Annotated in this window: 14 protein-coding genes; 8 read left to right on the top strand and 6 right to left on the bottom strand. The window is 60.8% G+C overall.

Annotation, left to right across the window (positions count from 1 at the left end):
- The first annotated feature begins 1 nt into the window (after position 1).
- The 5 genes from tusC (at position 2) to AC4PS6_RS22940 (ending at position 3,044) form a co-directional block, all read left to right on the top strand.
- Entirely contained in the window at positions 2-352 is a 351-nt protein-coding gene (gene tusC / locus AC4PS6_RS22920; protein WP_336826964.1) for a sulfurtransferase complex subunit TusC, read from the top strand.
- Positions 352-630: a sulfurtransferase complex subunit TusB gene (gene tusB / locus AC4PS6_RS22925; RefSeq protein WP_020302956.1), complete on the top strand. Its 279-nt coding sequence runs from the start codon at positions 352-354 to the stop codon at positions 628-630. Before tusC ends, tusB begins: the two co-directional genes overlap by 1 nt.
- On the top strand, positions 627-962 hold the full coding sequence (locus tag AC4PS6_RS22930) for a TusE/DsrC/DsvC family sulfur relay protein (RefSeq protein ID WP_191949341.1): 336 nt from the start codon (positions 627-629) through the stop codon (positions 960-962). Before tusB ends, AC4PS6_RS22930 begins: the two co-directional genes overlap by 4 nt.
- Positions 959-1,960 (top strand): glycosyl transferase family protein, encoded by a 1,002-nt coding sequence (locus tag AC4PS6_RS22935; protein ID WP_336826965.1) that lies wholly within the window; start codon positions 959-961, stop codon positions 1,958-1,960. The genes AC4PS6_RS22930 and AC4PS6_RS22935 overlap by 4 nt, the downstream gene beginning before the upstream one ends.
- A gap of 88 nt (positions 1,961-2,048) precedes the next feature.
- Positions 2,049-3,044: a glutathione S-transferase family protein gene (locus tag AC4PS6_RS22940; protein WP_336826966.1), complete on the top strand. Its 996-nt coding sequence runs from the start codon at positions 2,049-2,051 to the stop codon at positions 3,042-3,044.
- Between the two features lie 106 nt (positions 3,045-3,150).
- On the opposite strand, the gene cysG is transcribed toward AC4PS6_RS22940, so the two are convergent.
- The 6 genes from cysG to ftsK are packed head-to-tail and all read right to left on the bottom strand — an operon-like array spanning position 3,151 to position 10,648.
- A complete protein-coding gene (cysG, locus tag AC4PS6_RS22945; RefSeq protein ID WP_014718896.1) occupies positions 3,151-4,545 on the bottom strand; it encodes a siroheme synthase CysG in 1,395 nt (464 codons plus the stop codon).
- The gene (serS, locus tag AC4PS6_RS22950; protein ID WP_492181012.1) at positions 4,546-5,826 is read right to left on the bottom strand and encodes a serine--tRNA ligase; all 1,281 of its coding nucleotides are present in this window, start codon (positions 5,824-5,826) and stop codon (positions 4,546-4,548) included. It lies immediately after the preceding gene.
- A 15-nt stretch (positions 5,827-5,841) separates the two neighbouring features.
- Complete coding sequence (gene crcB, locus AC4PS6_RS22955) at positions 5,842-6,216, bottom strand: fluoride efflux transporter CrcB (RefSeq protein WP_014718898.1); 375 nt, start codon at positions 6,214-6,216, stop codon at positions 5,842-5,844.
- Entirely contained in the window at positions 6,213-7,538 is a 1,326-nt protein-coding gene (locus AC4PS6_RS22960) for a replication-associated recombination protein A (RefSeq protein ID WP_014718899.1), read from the bottom strand. The genes crcB and AC4PS6_RS22960 overlap by 4 nt, the downstream gene beginning before the upstream one ends.
- A 23-nt stretch (positions 7,539-7,561) precedes the next feature.
- A complete protein-coding gene (lolA, locus tag AC4PS6_RS22965) occupies positions 7,562-8,185 on the bottom strand; it encodes an outer membrane lipoprotein periplasmic chaperone LolA (protein WP_032902848.1) in 624 nt (207 codons plus the stop codon).
- Between the two features lie 54 nt (positions 8,186-8,239).
- Positions 8,240-10,648 carry a DNA translocase FtsK gene (ftsK, locus tag AC4PS6_RS22970; RefSeq protein WP_336826968.1) on the bottom strand — a complete coding sequence of 803 codons (2,409 nt, stop codon included), beginning with the start codon at positions 10,646-10,648 and terminating at the stop codon, positions 8,240-8,242.
- A gap of 472 nt (positions 10,649-11,120) precedes the next feature.
- Here ftsK and aat point away from each other — a divergent pair, with 472 nt between their 5' ends.
- The 3 genes from aat (at position 11,121) to infA (ending at position 12,884) form a co-directional block, all read left to right on the top strand.
- Positions 11,121-11,801 (top strand): leucyl/phenylalanyl-tRNA--protein transferase, encoded by a 681-nt coding sequence (gene aat / locus AC4PS6_RS22975; RefSeq protein ID WP_014718900.1) that lies wholly within the window; start codon positions 11,121-11,123, stop codon positions 11,799-11,801.
- Positions 11,802-11,857: 56 nt separating this feature from the next.
- Complete coding sequence (locus AC4PS6_RS22980; RefSeq protein WP_014718901.1) at positions 11,858-12,565, top strand: arginyltransferase; 708 nt, start codon at positions 11,858-11,860, stop codon at positions 12,563-12,565.
- Between the two features lie 100 nt (positions 12,566-12,665).
- Positions 12,666-12,884 carry a translation initiation factor IF-1 gene (infA, locus tag AC4PS6_RS22985; protein WP_002553999.1) on the top strand — a complete coding sequence of 73 codons (219 nt, stop codon included), beginning with the start codon at positions 12,666-12,668 and terminating at the stop codon, positions 12,882-12,884.
- Positions 12,885-12,975: the final 91 nt, after the last annotated feature.

A 12,975-nucleotide genomic window follows, 5' to 3' on the forward strand; every position in this document is an offset into this window, starting at 1 on the left:
CATGTCCAGATCCTTATTGGTGATCAGCCGCCAGGCCCCATGGTCCGGGCCGAGTGCGCGGGAAGCACTGGATATCGTGCTGGCCGGCGGCGCGTTCGATCTGCCCATTGGCCTGCTGTTCCTGGATGACGGTGTGTTCCAAATGGCGCCGAACCAAGCGGCCAAGGCCGTGCAACAGAAAGACCTGAGTGCCAACCTGCAGGCCCTGGGCCTGTTCGGCATTGATGACGTGTTCGCGTGCAGCCATAGCCTGACCGCACGCGGGTTGCCGCCGCCTGCCCACGCGCAGGCGCTCGACAGCCAAGCCATTTTCCAGCTGATTGACCGTTACGACCAGGTGATTACCCTCTGATGTCGACTCTACATGTGGTGTCTCATTCCCCGTTTACCGACAGCCGCCTCGACAGCTGCCTGCGCATCTGTGGCACCGAGGACGCTATCCTCCTATGTGGTGACGGAGCCTACGGCCTGCACACGCCCGCCCTGCATACCAAAGGCGTAAAGGTGTTTGTGCTGGCCGAAGACATGCAGGCGCGCAACCTGCCGCTGCCCGACTGGGCTGACAGCGTCGATTACCCAGGCTTCGTGCAACTGTCGATCGACTACGACAAGGTCAACACCTGGCTATGAACACCCTGACCGTCGGCGCACGCACCCTGGAACTGGATAAGGACGGCTACCTCCTCGACCTCAACGACTGGTCCGATGAAGTGGCGAATGCCCTGGCCGCTGCCGAAGCCTTGGAGCTGACGCCGGCACACTGGGAAATCCTCACCCTGCTGCGCCAGTTCTACACCGAATTCCAGCTATCCCCCGCCACGCGCCCGCTGATCAAGTACACCGCCTTGAAGCTGGGCCCGGAAAAGGGCAACAGCCTGCACCTCAACAAACTGTTCAACGGCACTCCCGCCAAACTCGCCGCCAAGCTGGCGGGCCTGCCCAGGCCGACGAATTGCTTATGACCGACTTTGCCCCCCTGACTCTCGTAACGCCCCAAGAGCATCCCTTTGCGCAGTTCGTGCGCATCCTCGGCAAAGGCAAGCGTGGCGCGCGCAACCTCACCCGCGAGGAAGCGCGGGAAGCCATGGGCATGCTGCTCGACGAAAAGGTCGAGGACACCCAGCTCGGCGCCTTCCTGATGCTGCTGCGCCACAAGGAAGAAAGCCCGGAAGAACTCGCCGGTTTCACCGAAGCCGTACGTGAGCGCCTGCACGCGCCAGCGCTGAACGTCGATATCGACTGGCCGACCTACGCCGGTAAAAAGCGCCACCTGCCGTGGTTCCTGCTGGCAGCCAAATGCCTGGCGCAGAACGGCGTGCGCATCCTGATGCACGGCGGCGGCGCCCACACTGCGGGGCGCTTGTACACCGAGCAATTGCTGGACGGCTTGCAGATCCCGCTGTGCCGCGACTGGCAACAGGTCCAGAGCACCTTCGCCCACGGCAACCTGGCATTTATCCCGCTGGGTGATTGGGCCCCACAGCTGCAACGCATGATCGACCTGCGCAACACCCTGGGCCTGCGCTCGCCTATCCACTCTCTGGCGCGCCTGCTCAACCCGCTGAATGCGCGTTGTGGCCTGCAAAGCATTTTCCACCCCGGTTACCAGGGCGTGCATCGCGATGCCAGTGGCTTGCTGGGTGACAACGTGATTGTGGTCAAGGGCGACGGCGGCGAGATCGAGATCAACCCCGACACCCTCAGTCACCTTTACGGCACCACCGGCGGCCAGAGCTGGGACGAAGAGTGGCCCGCCCTTTCCGTCCAGCGCCACGTCAAACCGGCAACGCTTGAGCCCGAGCACCTAAAAGCACTGTGGCGCGGCGACGTCGAGGACAGCTACCCGCAGCTGGCGTTGATCGCCACCATGGCGTTGGCCCTGCGCGGCCTTGGTCACCCGCGGCAACAGGCGTTCGAGTTGGCCCAGCAGTACTGGGACGCACGGGATAAATCGATTTAATCGATCATTCACGCCGGTTCTTTGCGCTTTTAGTTCGAACTCATCTCTTTAGACTGGGCTCCAACGCTTATCAGCCAAGGAGCCAGTCATGGGTTTATTGATCGAAGGACAGTGGAAAGACCAGTGGTACGAAAGTAGCGCCGATGGCGCTTTCCAACGGGAGCAGGCACAACGCCGCAACTGGGTGACCGCCGATGGCGCGCCAGGCCCGAGTGGTGAAGGCGGCTTCAAGGCCGAGGCCGGTCGCTATCACCTCTATGTATCCCTCGCCTGCCCATGGGCGCACCGCACCTTGATTCTGCGCAAGTTCAAGGGCCTGGAAAGCCTGATCGACGTCTCGGTGGTCAGTTGGCTGATGCTGGAAAACGGCTGGACCTTCGACAAGGCCCACGGCTCCAGCGGCGACAACCTCGACGGTTTCAACTTCATGCACCAACGCTACACCGCCGATACCGCCGACTATACCGGGCGCGTGACCGTGCCGGTGCTGTGGGACAAAAAGCTCAAGCGCATCGTCAGCAATGAATCGGCGGAGATCATCCGCATGTTCAACAGTGCGTTCAATGCGCTGACCGGCAATACCCGGGATTTCTACCCCCAAGCCCTGCATTCGACCATCGACAGCCTCAACGAACGCATCTACCCCGCCGTGAACAACGGCGTGTACCGCGCAGGTTTCGCCACCTCACAACAGGCGTATGAAAGTGCGTTTGATGATGTGTTTGCCGAGCTGGATCATTTGGAACAGCACCTGGGCAGCCATCGTTATCTGGCCGGCGAGTACCTGACCGAAGCCGATGTACGGCTGTTCACTACGCTGATTCGTTTTGATGCGGTGTACTACAGCCACTTCAAATGCAACCTGCGGCGAATTGCCGACTATGGGAATTTGTCGAACTGGCTGCGGGAGATGTATCAGTGGCCGGGGGTGGCCGAGACGGTGGATTTCGAGCATATCAAGGGGCATTACTATGCCAGCCATCGCACGATCAACCCGACGGGGATTGTGCCGAAGGGGCCGTTGCAGAGGTTTGATACGGAGCATGATCGGGTGCGGCTGCCGGGTAAAGGTGTCTTTGGCTGATCCGGATCATCGGTTGTAATGAGATGGCCTCATCGGGGGCAAGCCCCCTCCCACACTTGGAATGCATTCCAATGTGGGAGGGGGCTTGCCCCCGATGCTTTTGAGGTCAGACTTGGGACTGGGCGCCCTCGAACCACTTGAGCTTTTCACGCAGTACCACCACCTCACCCACGATCACCAGTGTCGGCGCATGCACTTCATGCTCCGCCACCATGCGCGGCAGGTCGGCCAGGGTGCCGGTGAACACGCGCTGGTTGGACGTAGTGCCCTGCTGGATCAGCGCCGCTGGGGTATCTGCGGAGCGCCCGTGCTTGATCAACTGCTCGCAAATGATCGGCAAGCCAATCAAGCCCATGTAGAACACCAGGGTCTGTGAGGGGCCGACCAGGTCTTGCCAAGGCAAGTCCGAGGTACCGTTCTTCAAGTGCCCGGTAATAAACCGTACCGACTGGGCATAATCGCGGTGAGTCAGCGGAATCCCGGCATAAGCCGCACAACCACTGGCTGCCGTGATACCCGGCACCACCTGGAAGGGGATGCCATGGGCCGCCAATTCCTCGATCTCTTCGCCACCACGACCAAAGATGAACGGGTCACCCCCTTTAAGGCGCAGCACGCGCTTGCCTTGCTTGGCCAGGTCGACCAGTTGCTGGTTGATCTGGTCCTGAGGCACCGCGTGATCGGCACGACGCTTGCCGACGTACACGCGCTCGGCATCACGACGGCACAGTTCCAAAATCGCCGGCGCAACCAAACGGTCGTACAGCACCACGTCGGCTTGCTGCATCAGGCGCAATGCGCGGAAGGTCAGCAAATCCGGGTCACCTGGGCCCGCACCCACCAGGTACACCTCACCGGGCGCGTAAGGCGGCGCGCCATTGACCTTTTCGATCAACAGGCGCTCGGCCTCCTCGCCCTGCCCGGCCAACTGGCGGTCGGCAATCGGGCCCTGGAACACTTCTTCCCAGAACGCCCGGCGTTGCTGCACATCCGGGTACAAACCTTTGACCTGAGCCCGAAAACGCGCGGCCAGCCCAGCCAATTGCCCGTAGGTGGAGGGAATCCAGGTTTCCAGCTTGGCGCGGATCAGCCGTGCCAATACCGGCGCGTCACCGCCGCTGGAGACGGCAATCACCAAGGGTGAACGGTCGACAATCGCCGGGAATATCACACTGCACAACGCTGGCGCGTCCACCACATTGACCGGCACGCAGCGACGCTTGGCATCACTGGACACTTGCGCATTCAGTGGCTCATCGTCGGTAGCCGCGATAATCAGGGTGCAACCGTCCAGGTCGGCCTCCTGATAACCGCGCAACATCAGTTCCCCGCCACTGCCCAGCACCAGCTCACGCAGCTGGCTTTCGATCTGGGGAGCAACCACCCGCAACACCGCGCCGGCATCGGCCAGCAGCCGGGATTTGCGCAAGGCAATCTCCCCACCACCGACGACCAACACACGACTGCCGCGCAGGTTATGAAACAGCGGCAGAAATTCCATTTAGCGGATGACCTCAACGCCCGCCATGTAAGGCTTGAGCACCTCAGGTACACGGATCGAACCGTCCGCCTGCTGGTAGTTTTCCAGCACGGCCACCAGGGTACGGCCTACGGCCAGGCCCGAACCGTTGAGGGTATGCACCAGTTCCGGCTTGCCGGTTTCCGGGTTGCGGAAACGCGCCTGCATGCGACGGGCCTGGAAGTCACCGCAGTTGGAGCACGACGAAATCTCGCGGTATTTGTCCTGGCTCGGCACCCACACTTCCAGGTCGTAGGTTTTCACGGCGCTGAAGCCCATGTCGCCCGTGCACAGGGCCAGTACGCGGTACGGCAGCTCCAGCAGCTGCAACACGCGCTCGGCGTTGGCAGTCAGGCCTTCCAGGGCTTGCATGGAGGTCGACGGTTCTACTACCTGGACCATTTCAACCTTGTCGAACTGATGCTGGCGGATCATGCCGCGGGTATCGCGACCCGATGCGCCGGCTTCGCTACGGAAGCACGGGCTGTGGGCAACCAGCTTCAACGGCAGTTGCTTGGCGTCGAGGATTTCGCCGGCGACGATATTGGTCAGCGACACTTCGGCCGTCGGGATCAGGTACAGGTCGGCTTCGCCGTCGCGGCTGATCTTGAACAGGTCTTCTTCGAATTTCGGCAGTTGGCTGGTGCCCATCAACGCCGGCGCCTGAACCAGGTACGGGGTGTAGGCCTCTTCGTAACCGTGTTCGCCGGTGTGCAGGTTGATCATGAACTGCGCCAGTGCACGGTGCATGCGCGCAATCGGGCCGCGCAGCAAGGCAAAGCGTGCGCCGGACATTTTTGCCGCGGTTTCAAAATCCAGGCCACCGGTCAATTCGCCCAGGGCGACGTGGTCCTTGATCTCGAAATCGAAGGCTTTCGGCGTGCCCCAGCGGCGCACTTCGACGTTGCCGTCTTCATCTTCGCCGACCGGTACGGATTCGTGGGGCAGGTTCGGAATGCCCAGCAGGATCGAATCCAACTGGGACTGAATGCCTTCCAGCTCGATTTTGCCGTCGGACAGCTCAGTGCCCATGCGCTCGACATCCGCCATCAACGGCGCGATATCTTCGCCGCGCTGCTTGGCCTGGCCGATGGACTTGGAGCGCGCATTACGTTCAGCCTGCAGTGCTTCGGTGCGGGTCTGGACGGTCTTGCGCTGTTCTTCCAGCGCTTCGATGCGCGCAACATCCAAGGCAAAGCCACGGGATGCCAGGCGGTCCGCTACGTCCTGAAGGTTGCTACGTAACAGTTTGGAATCGAGCATGTCGGTCTCTCGTTATCAAAGTTTGGTCAAGGACAGGCCAGCCCAGGTGGCGAGCAGCCCGCCGAATACGCTGATGGCCGCATAGCCAATCGCCAGCGGCACTTGCCCGCTTTCCAGCAGGCGCACGGTATCCAGTGAAAAGGATGAAAAAGTCGTCAGGCCGCCAAGAAAGCCAACCATCAGGCCGGCACGTACCTCGACAGGCACTTCCGGGCGTAACAAAAACAGGCCGTATAACACGCCGATCAACAGGCAGCCCACGATATTAACGGCGAGCGTCGCCGTATAGAAGTGTTTCGGCCAATTGGCGTTGATCCAATTGCCGGTGGCGAAGCGCAACAGCGTCCCGGCAATCCCCCCCACCGAGACGGCGACCACCAAAGGAATCATGATTTTCTCCGCTGCCGGGGGCTCAGACGGTCGAGGGTGGCCAGGTGATTGAGCTTCTCACCGATCTTCAGCTCCAGGCCACGGGGCACGGGCTGGTAGAACGGCTGCGGCTCCAGCTCATCGGGGAAGTAGTCTTCGCCGGCCGCATAGGCGTCCGGCTCATCGTGGGCATAACGGTATTCGTCGCCATACCCCAGTTGCTTCATCAGCTTGGTCGGTGCGTTGCGCAGGTGCAGCGGCACTTCGAGGGAGCCGTGCTCGGCGGCCGCACGCAGGGCCGACTTGAAGCCCATATACACCGCGTTGCTTTTCGGCGCGCAGGCCAGGTAGGTGATGGCCTGGGCCACCGCCAGCTCGCCTTCCGGGCTGCCGAGGCGCTCCTGCACCTCCCAGGCGGCCAGGCACAGGCTCAGGGCCCGCGGGTCGGCGTTGCCGATGTCTTCGCTGGCCATGCGCACTACGCGGCGCGCCAGGTACAGCGGGTCGCAACCGCCATCGATCATGCGCGCAAACCAATACAGCGCGCCATCAGGGTTGGAGCCGCGTACGGATTTGTGCAGCGCGGAAATCTGGTCGTAGAAGGCTTCGCCGCCCTTGTCGAAACGTCGGCGCGTGTCACCCAGCAGGCTTTGCAACAGATCAACGCCAATCTCGCCGCCGTCTTCGGCCAGGTCGGAAGCATTCTCCAGCAGGTTGAGAAAGCGACGCCCGTCACCATCGGCGGCGGTCAGCAAAATCTTGAAGCCTTCATCGCTGAGGCTCAGCTGACGCTTGCCCAGGCCCTTGTCTTCGCTCAAGGCACGGTGCAGCAGCTTTTGCATCGCCGCTTCATCCAGGCTCTTGAGCACATAGACCCGCGCCCGTGACAACAAGGCGTTGTTCAATTCAAAGGAAGGGTTTTCGGTGGTGGCGCCGATAAAGATCAGCGTACCGTCCTCGACATAAGGCAGGAACGCATCCTGCTGCGACTTGTTGAAGCGATGCACTTCGTCGACGAACAGGATAGTGCGCTTGCCGTATTGCCCGGCCTGCTGCTTGGCCACTTCCACCGCCTGGCGGATCTCCTTCACCCCGGCGAGCACCGCCGAGACCGTTTCAAAGTGCGCGTCCGAGACTTTCGCCAGCAGCCGCGCCAGGGTGGTCTTGCCCACGCCCGGCGGCCCCCAGAAAATCATCGAATGCAGCGCACCCTGCTCCAAGGCTTCGCGCAAGGGTTTGCCGCGAGCGAGCAGGTGTTCCTGACCGACGTACTCATCCAGGTTGGTCGAACGCAAGCGCGCGGCCAGTGGCTGGGCAATCGGGTCACTTCGAAACAGATCCATGGGCAGCGTTTGAAACCTCTAGATTATTCCTGGATCACGTCGGCACCCTTGGGGATGTCGAACTTGAACTTGGACGCGGGCACCGGCTGGTTGGCCTTGACTCCGGAGAACAGGATATCGGTGCGCTGGCCGACGCTGTCGACCAGGCGCATGTTGTTGATCACGCCGTTGCCGAACGACAAGGACAGCGTGTCAAACAGCGTGTCCTTGGATTTTGGCTTGAGCGTGAATTCGATGACGTTGCTGGTCTGCTTGGAGGTGATGTCGAAGCTGTCGCTGATTTTCGACACATCACCCGACAGCAGCAGTGCCGGGGTCTGGTTCAGGCGTGGATCGAGCTTCTTGATGGTGGCTTGTTCCAGGTCCGGGTCCCACAGCGTGACTTTCTGGCCGTCGGAAACGATGGTCTGCTCCGCCTTGCCTTCGGTATGCCAGTAGAACAGCCCTGGGCGCTGCACGGCCATTTCACCGGCTGTTTCCTGCAACTGGGTGCCGCCGGCATCCAGGGTGAGCTGGGAGAAGCGCGCGGTGAGGGTCTGGGATTTGTCCAACAGGTTCTTCAGGCTGGCGACGGAAGCCGGGTCAGCGTGAGCCGAAACAGCGGTCAAGGCCAGGGCCGGCAACAACAGCATGCGGATAAAGCGCATGGGAGTCCTCATTGAGTAGTCAGGGCACGCCGCGTGTTGCCACGCGGCGCGGAATCAGTCGCGCATCTGCCCAGGGGCGATGACTTCACGCGAGCCATTGGTGTTCATTGCGGTCACGACGCCGGCCATTTCCATGGCTTCGATCATGCGGGCGGCGCGGTTGTAGCCGATTTTAAGCTTGCGCTGCACCGCCGAAATCGAGGCACGGCGGCTTTCCAGTACGAAGGCCACGGCCTCGTCGTAGAGCGCGTCGGTTTCAGCATCATCGTCGCCACCGCTGCTGCCACCGTCGAAGCCGCTGCCGGCCTCTTCCACGCCAGCGAGAATGTCGTCGTTATATTCCGGCGCGCCGCGCAGTTTCCAGGCTTCGACCACACGGTGGACTTCGTCATCGGAAACAAAGGCGCCGTGAACGCGAATCGGCAGGCTGGTCCCGGGCGGCATGTACAGCATGTCACCGTGGCCCAGCAGTTGCTCGGCGCCACCCTGGTCGATGATGGTACGCGAGTCGATCTTGCTGGAGACCTGGAACGCCATGCGCGTCGGAATGTTGGCCTTGATCAGGCCGGTGATCACGTCCACCGACGGCCGCTGGGTCGCGAGAATCAAGTGGATGCCCGCCGCCCGCGCCTTCTGGGCGATACGGGCGATCAGCTCTTCAACCTTCTTGCCGACGATCATCATCATGTCGGCAAATTCATCGACCACCACCACGATGGTCGGCAGCTTGGTCAGCAGTGGTGCTTCATCGTGAATGCTTTCGCGCTTGTACAGCGGGTCGGTCAGCGGTGTGCCGGCGTCCTGGGCTTCCTTGACCTTGGCATTGAAGCCCGACAGGTTACGCACGCCCATCTTCGCCATCAGCTTGTAGCGGCGCTCCATCTCGGCAACGCTCCAACGCAGGGCATTGGCGGCGTCCTTCATGTCGGTAACCACCGGGCACAGCAGGTGCGGGATGCCTTCGTAGATCGACAGTTCCAGCATCTTCGGGTCGATCATGATGAGCTTGGCGTCATCCGGCCCGGACTTGAACAGGATCGACAGGATCATGGCGTTCACACCTACCGACTTACCGGAACCGGTGGTACCGGCTACCAGCAGGTGCGGCATTTTCGCCAGGTCGGTAATCACCGGCTTGCCGCCGATGTCATGGCCGAGCGCCAGGGTGACCGGCGATTTGAAGTTGTCGTATTCCGGGGTCGACAGCACTTCGGAGAAGCGCACGATCTGCCGGTCTTCGTTGGGGATCTCGATACCCACGGTGGTCTTGCCCGGGATCACTTCCACCACGCGCACGCTGGTGACGGCCAGGGAACGTGCCAAATCTTTGGCCAGGTTGGAAATACGGCTGACTTTTACCCCGGCGGCCGGTTGGATTTCGTAACGGGTAATCACCGGGCCCGGATGGATCGAGTCCACCGACACTTCGACGCCGAACTCCTTGAGCTTGATTTCCAGCAGGTGACCGACAGCCGCCAGGGATTCGGGGGAATAGTTGAGTTGTTTCTTTTCGGCCGGGTCCAGAATCGAGATCGGCGGCAAGGTGCCTTCGACAGCGCTGTCGATAAACAACGGTGCCTGCTTCTCTTTTTGCACGCGATGGCTGGGCTCCGGCGCCTTGGGCGGTGCCGGGGCGATCACGGGCGGCACCTGCTTTTCACGGTCCGACATGTGCTTGCTCAGGGCCTGCTCGCGCTCGATCAAGCGCTCCTTGACCTTGGCTTGCTCGCGTCGATCCGGCGTGCTTGGAGCCACCACCTCGTTGACACGGGTGTCAACCTCACGCAACTGCGCCACCATTTGCTTGCGCTCGACACGGGCGGCCCACCAGCGGTTGGCGGCGCCCTGGAACAATTCGAACAGGTCGAGGGTGATTTTGCCGGTCACGTCCATCACCTTGAACCATGACAGGTCGGTGAATACCGTGAGGCCGAACAGGAACAGCGCGATGAACATCAGGGTGCTGCCCTGGATATTCAGGGTACGGCGTGCCAGGTCGCCGAGGCTTTCGCCCAGAGCCCCGCCCGCGCCCGCCGGCAAGCCGGTCGGTACATGGAAGTGGATATGCGCCAGCGCAGCGCCCGACAGCACCAGGAACACCAGGCCGATCAGGCGCCAGGAGAACAGCCAGCCGCTCCACTGCCACGGTTCGTGACGCTGGCGGAAGATCTGCCAGGTCTTGATCGCCAGCAACAGCGGGAAAATGTAGGCGAAGTAACCCAGGATCATGAAGAGGATATCGGCGCTGTAAGAACCTACAGGGCCGCCGAAATTCTGCACGTCATCGATCTTGCTGTTATGACTCCAGCCCGGATCGTCCTTGCCATAGGTGAGCAAGGCCATCATCAGGAACAGACACAGCGCACCGATGGCAATCAGTGCGCCTTCCTTGAGTCGGTAATGCAGGTGCTGGCGCCAGGCCGGTACGACTGCTGCTTTAGGTGCTGCGGCGGATTTCTTCAAAACGGGTCTATTCCTGCGCCTTTAGCGCGTCCATCTGTTAAATGACTACACGACTGCTCTATCCGGAGCAGCTGAAAAATGAACGAATGTTGCTGAATCTACTTTTAACATCCGGTGACGGATAGGTGAAATGGCGATAACGCCACAATGGCCGCATTGTACGGGTTTGCGTGCGCGATGCCACGCACTTGCCCTTCACCTGACTGCACGGACAATTTGAGCATGCATTGCCTTTGCTGACAAAGGCTTATGAGCTGTATTTAGCAATCCAGGCAAGCTTGGCAAATGGCCGGCATGCGCCAGACCCGATTACGACCACACCCTGTGTGCAGAGTTGCAGAAACCCGCTCATGCTAATCCTCGTTAATAGCCTATTCGGGCTGGCCCCGTGGCGCCGGGTCGTCAATAATCAACACTTGCGGTGCAGGTGCATGACCTGCCACTCCCCTCCCCTTCCGTAAGCCTGGATGCCATGCTGACCTGGTTACAACGCGACACCCTGACGTTCCCACCTTTGGCCAAGGCCATGCGCGAACCCAACGGCCTGCTCGCCGCCGGTGGCGACCTGTCGGCCGAACGACTGATCCAGGCCTACCGTCATGGCTGTTTTCCCTGGTTCTCCGAAGGCCAGCCTATCCTCTGGTGGTCACCCGACCCTCGCACAGTGATATTCCCCGACGAGCTGCATGTTTCCCGCAGCCTGGGCAAATTATTGCGCCAGCAGCGCTATACCGTGACCTTCGACCAGGATTTCGCCGCCGTCATACACGCCTGCGCCGCGCCCCGTGCCTATGCCGATGGCACTTGGATCACCGAAAGCATCCAGCAGGCCTATCTGGAGCTGCACCAGCGTGGCTACGCGCATTCCGTCGAGGTCTGGGACCAGGGCGAACTGGTGGGCGGCCTGTACGGTCTGGCGATGGGCCAGTTGTTTTTTGGCGAGTCCATGTTCAGCCGCGCCGACAACGCCTCCAAATTCGGCTTCGCCACATTGACCCGGCAACTGCAAGCCTGGGGATTTGTACTGATCGATTGCCAGATGCCCAATGATCACCTGCACAGCCTGGGTGCCCGCGGCATACCGCGCAGCGTCTTCGCTGACTTCCTGGACAAACATCTGGACCAACCCAACGCCGGGCCGTGGGTTTCCTAGGCGACTTTCGCGCACGTGGCTTACACTTATTTCAAAGCTTATCCCGAGGGTTGATCATGACCGAGCTGGCGCGCTTGAAGTTCTATGCCACTCAAGCCCACTCATGCAGCTATCTGCCCGACGAGCAGGCCACCACGCTGTTCCTCGATCCCAGCCAGCCCATGGACGTGCATGTGTATGCCGACCTGTCCGAGATGGGCTTCCGGCGCAGCGGCGATCACCTGTATCGCCCCCATTGCCAGAACTGTAATGCCTGCGTGCCCGCACGCATCCCGGTTGCGCAGTTTTCGCCCGACCGTAACCAGAAACGCATTCTCAAGCGCAACGCCGACCTGACCGTACGCGCCACCAAACCCCAATACAGCGAAGAATATTTCGATCTCTACCAACGCTATATCGAGCAGCGTCATGCCGACGGCGATATGTATCCGCCCAGCCGCGACCAGTTTTCTACATTCCTGGTGCGTGACCTGCCCTTTTCGCGGTTCTACGAATTCCGCCTCGACGGCCGCCTGTTGGCCGTGGCGGTCACCGACCTACTGCCCAACGGCCTCTCGGCGGTGTACACCTTCTATGAACCGACCGAAGAACGGCGCAGCCTCGGGCGCTTCGCCATCCTGTGGCAGATAGGCGAAGCGCTGCGCCTGGAACTGGAAGCGGTGTACCTCGGATACTGGATCAAGAACTGCAAAAAGATGAACTACAAGACCCAATATCGGCCCATTGAGCTGCTGATTAATCAAAGATGGGTCACGCTTAACTAGAACCCCTTGGCTTGAACACCCTTTTTCGGGCACAATGCACGCCGCTTTTGCCTGGCGCAGTTGCACCGGGCCATTCACTGGATACCGAGGGCTTTACTGCATGTCGAAAGAAGACAGCTTCGAAATGGAAGGCACTGTCGTCGACACCCTGCCCAACACCATGTTTCGTGTGGAGTTGGAAAATGGGCACGTCGTAACCGCGCATATCTCCGGCAAGATGCGCAAGAACTACATTCGTATTCTTACCGGTGACAAAGTGCGCGTCGAGCTGACGCCCTATGACTTGAGCAAAGGGCGCATCACTTACCGCGCTCGCTAAGCAAGTCAATACAAAACGCCCGGTTATGCCGGGCGTTTTTGTGTGCGCAGGATTTAACAGTCGCCACTTGACCCTGTGGGAGCTGGCTTGC

It is taken from the genome of Pseudomonas sp. DW-iso17 (assembly GCF_058725345.1).

Coding starts and splice junctions, on each gene's coding strand:
- AC4PS6_RS22930 (WP_191949341.1), top strand. CDS start 627: ATGAACACCCTGACCGTCGGCGCACGCACCCTGGAACTGGATAAGGAC.
- aat (WP_014718900.1), top strand. CDS start 11,121: ATGCTGACCTGGTTACAACGCGACACCCTGACGTTCCCACCTTTGGCC.
- AC4PS6_RS22980 (WP_014718901.1), top strand. CDS start 11,858: ATGACCGAGCTGGCGCGCTTGAAGTTCTATGCCACTCAAGCCCACTCA.
- cysG (WP_014718896.1), bottom strand. CDS start 4,545: ATGGAATTTCTGCCGCTGTTTCATAACCTGCGCGGCAGTCGTGTGTTG.
- infA (WP_002553999.1), top strand. CDS start 12,666: ATGTCGAAAGAAGACAGCTTCGAAATGGAAGGCACTGTCGTCGACACC.
- tusB (WP_020302956.1), top strand. CDS start 352: ATGTCGACTCTACATGTGGTGTCTCATTCCCCGTTTACCGACAGCCGC.
- lolA (WP_032902848.1), bottom strand. CDS start 8,185: ATGCGCTTTATCCGCATGCTGTTGTTGCCGGCCCTGGCCTTGACCGCT.
- crcB (WP_014718898.1), bottom strand. CDS start 6,216: ATGATTCCTTTGGTGGTCGCCGTCTCGGTGGGGGGGATTGCCGGGACG.
- AC4PS6_RS22940 (WP_336826966.1), top strand. CDS start 2,049: ATGGGTTTATTGATCGAAGGACAGTGGAAAGACCAGTGGTACGAAAGT.
- AC4PS6_RS22960 (WP_014718899.1), bottom strand. CDS start 7,538: ATGGATCTGTTTCGAAGTGACCCGATTGCCCAGCCACTGGCCGCGCGC.
- tusC (WP_336826964.1), top strand. CDS start 2: ATGTCCAGATCCTTATTGGTGATCAGCCGCCAGGCCCCATGGTCCGGG.
- serS (WP_492181012.1), bottom strand. CDS start 5,826: ATGCTCGATTCCAAACTGTTACGTAGCAACCTTCAGGACGTAGCGGAC.
- AC4PS6_RS22935 (WP_336826965.1), top strand. CDS start 959: ATGACCGACTTTGCCCCCCTGACTCTCGTAACGCCCCAAGAGCATCCC.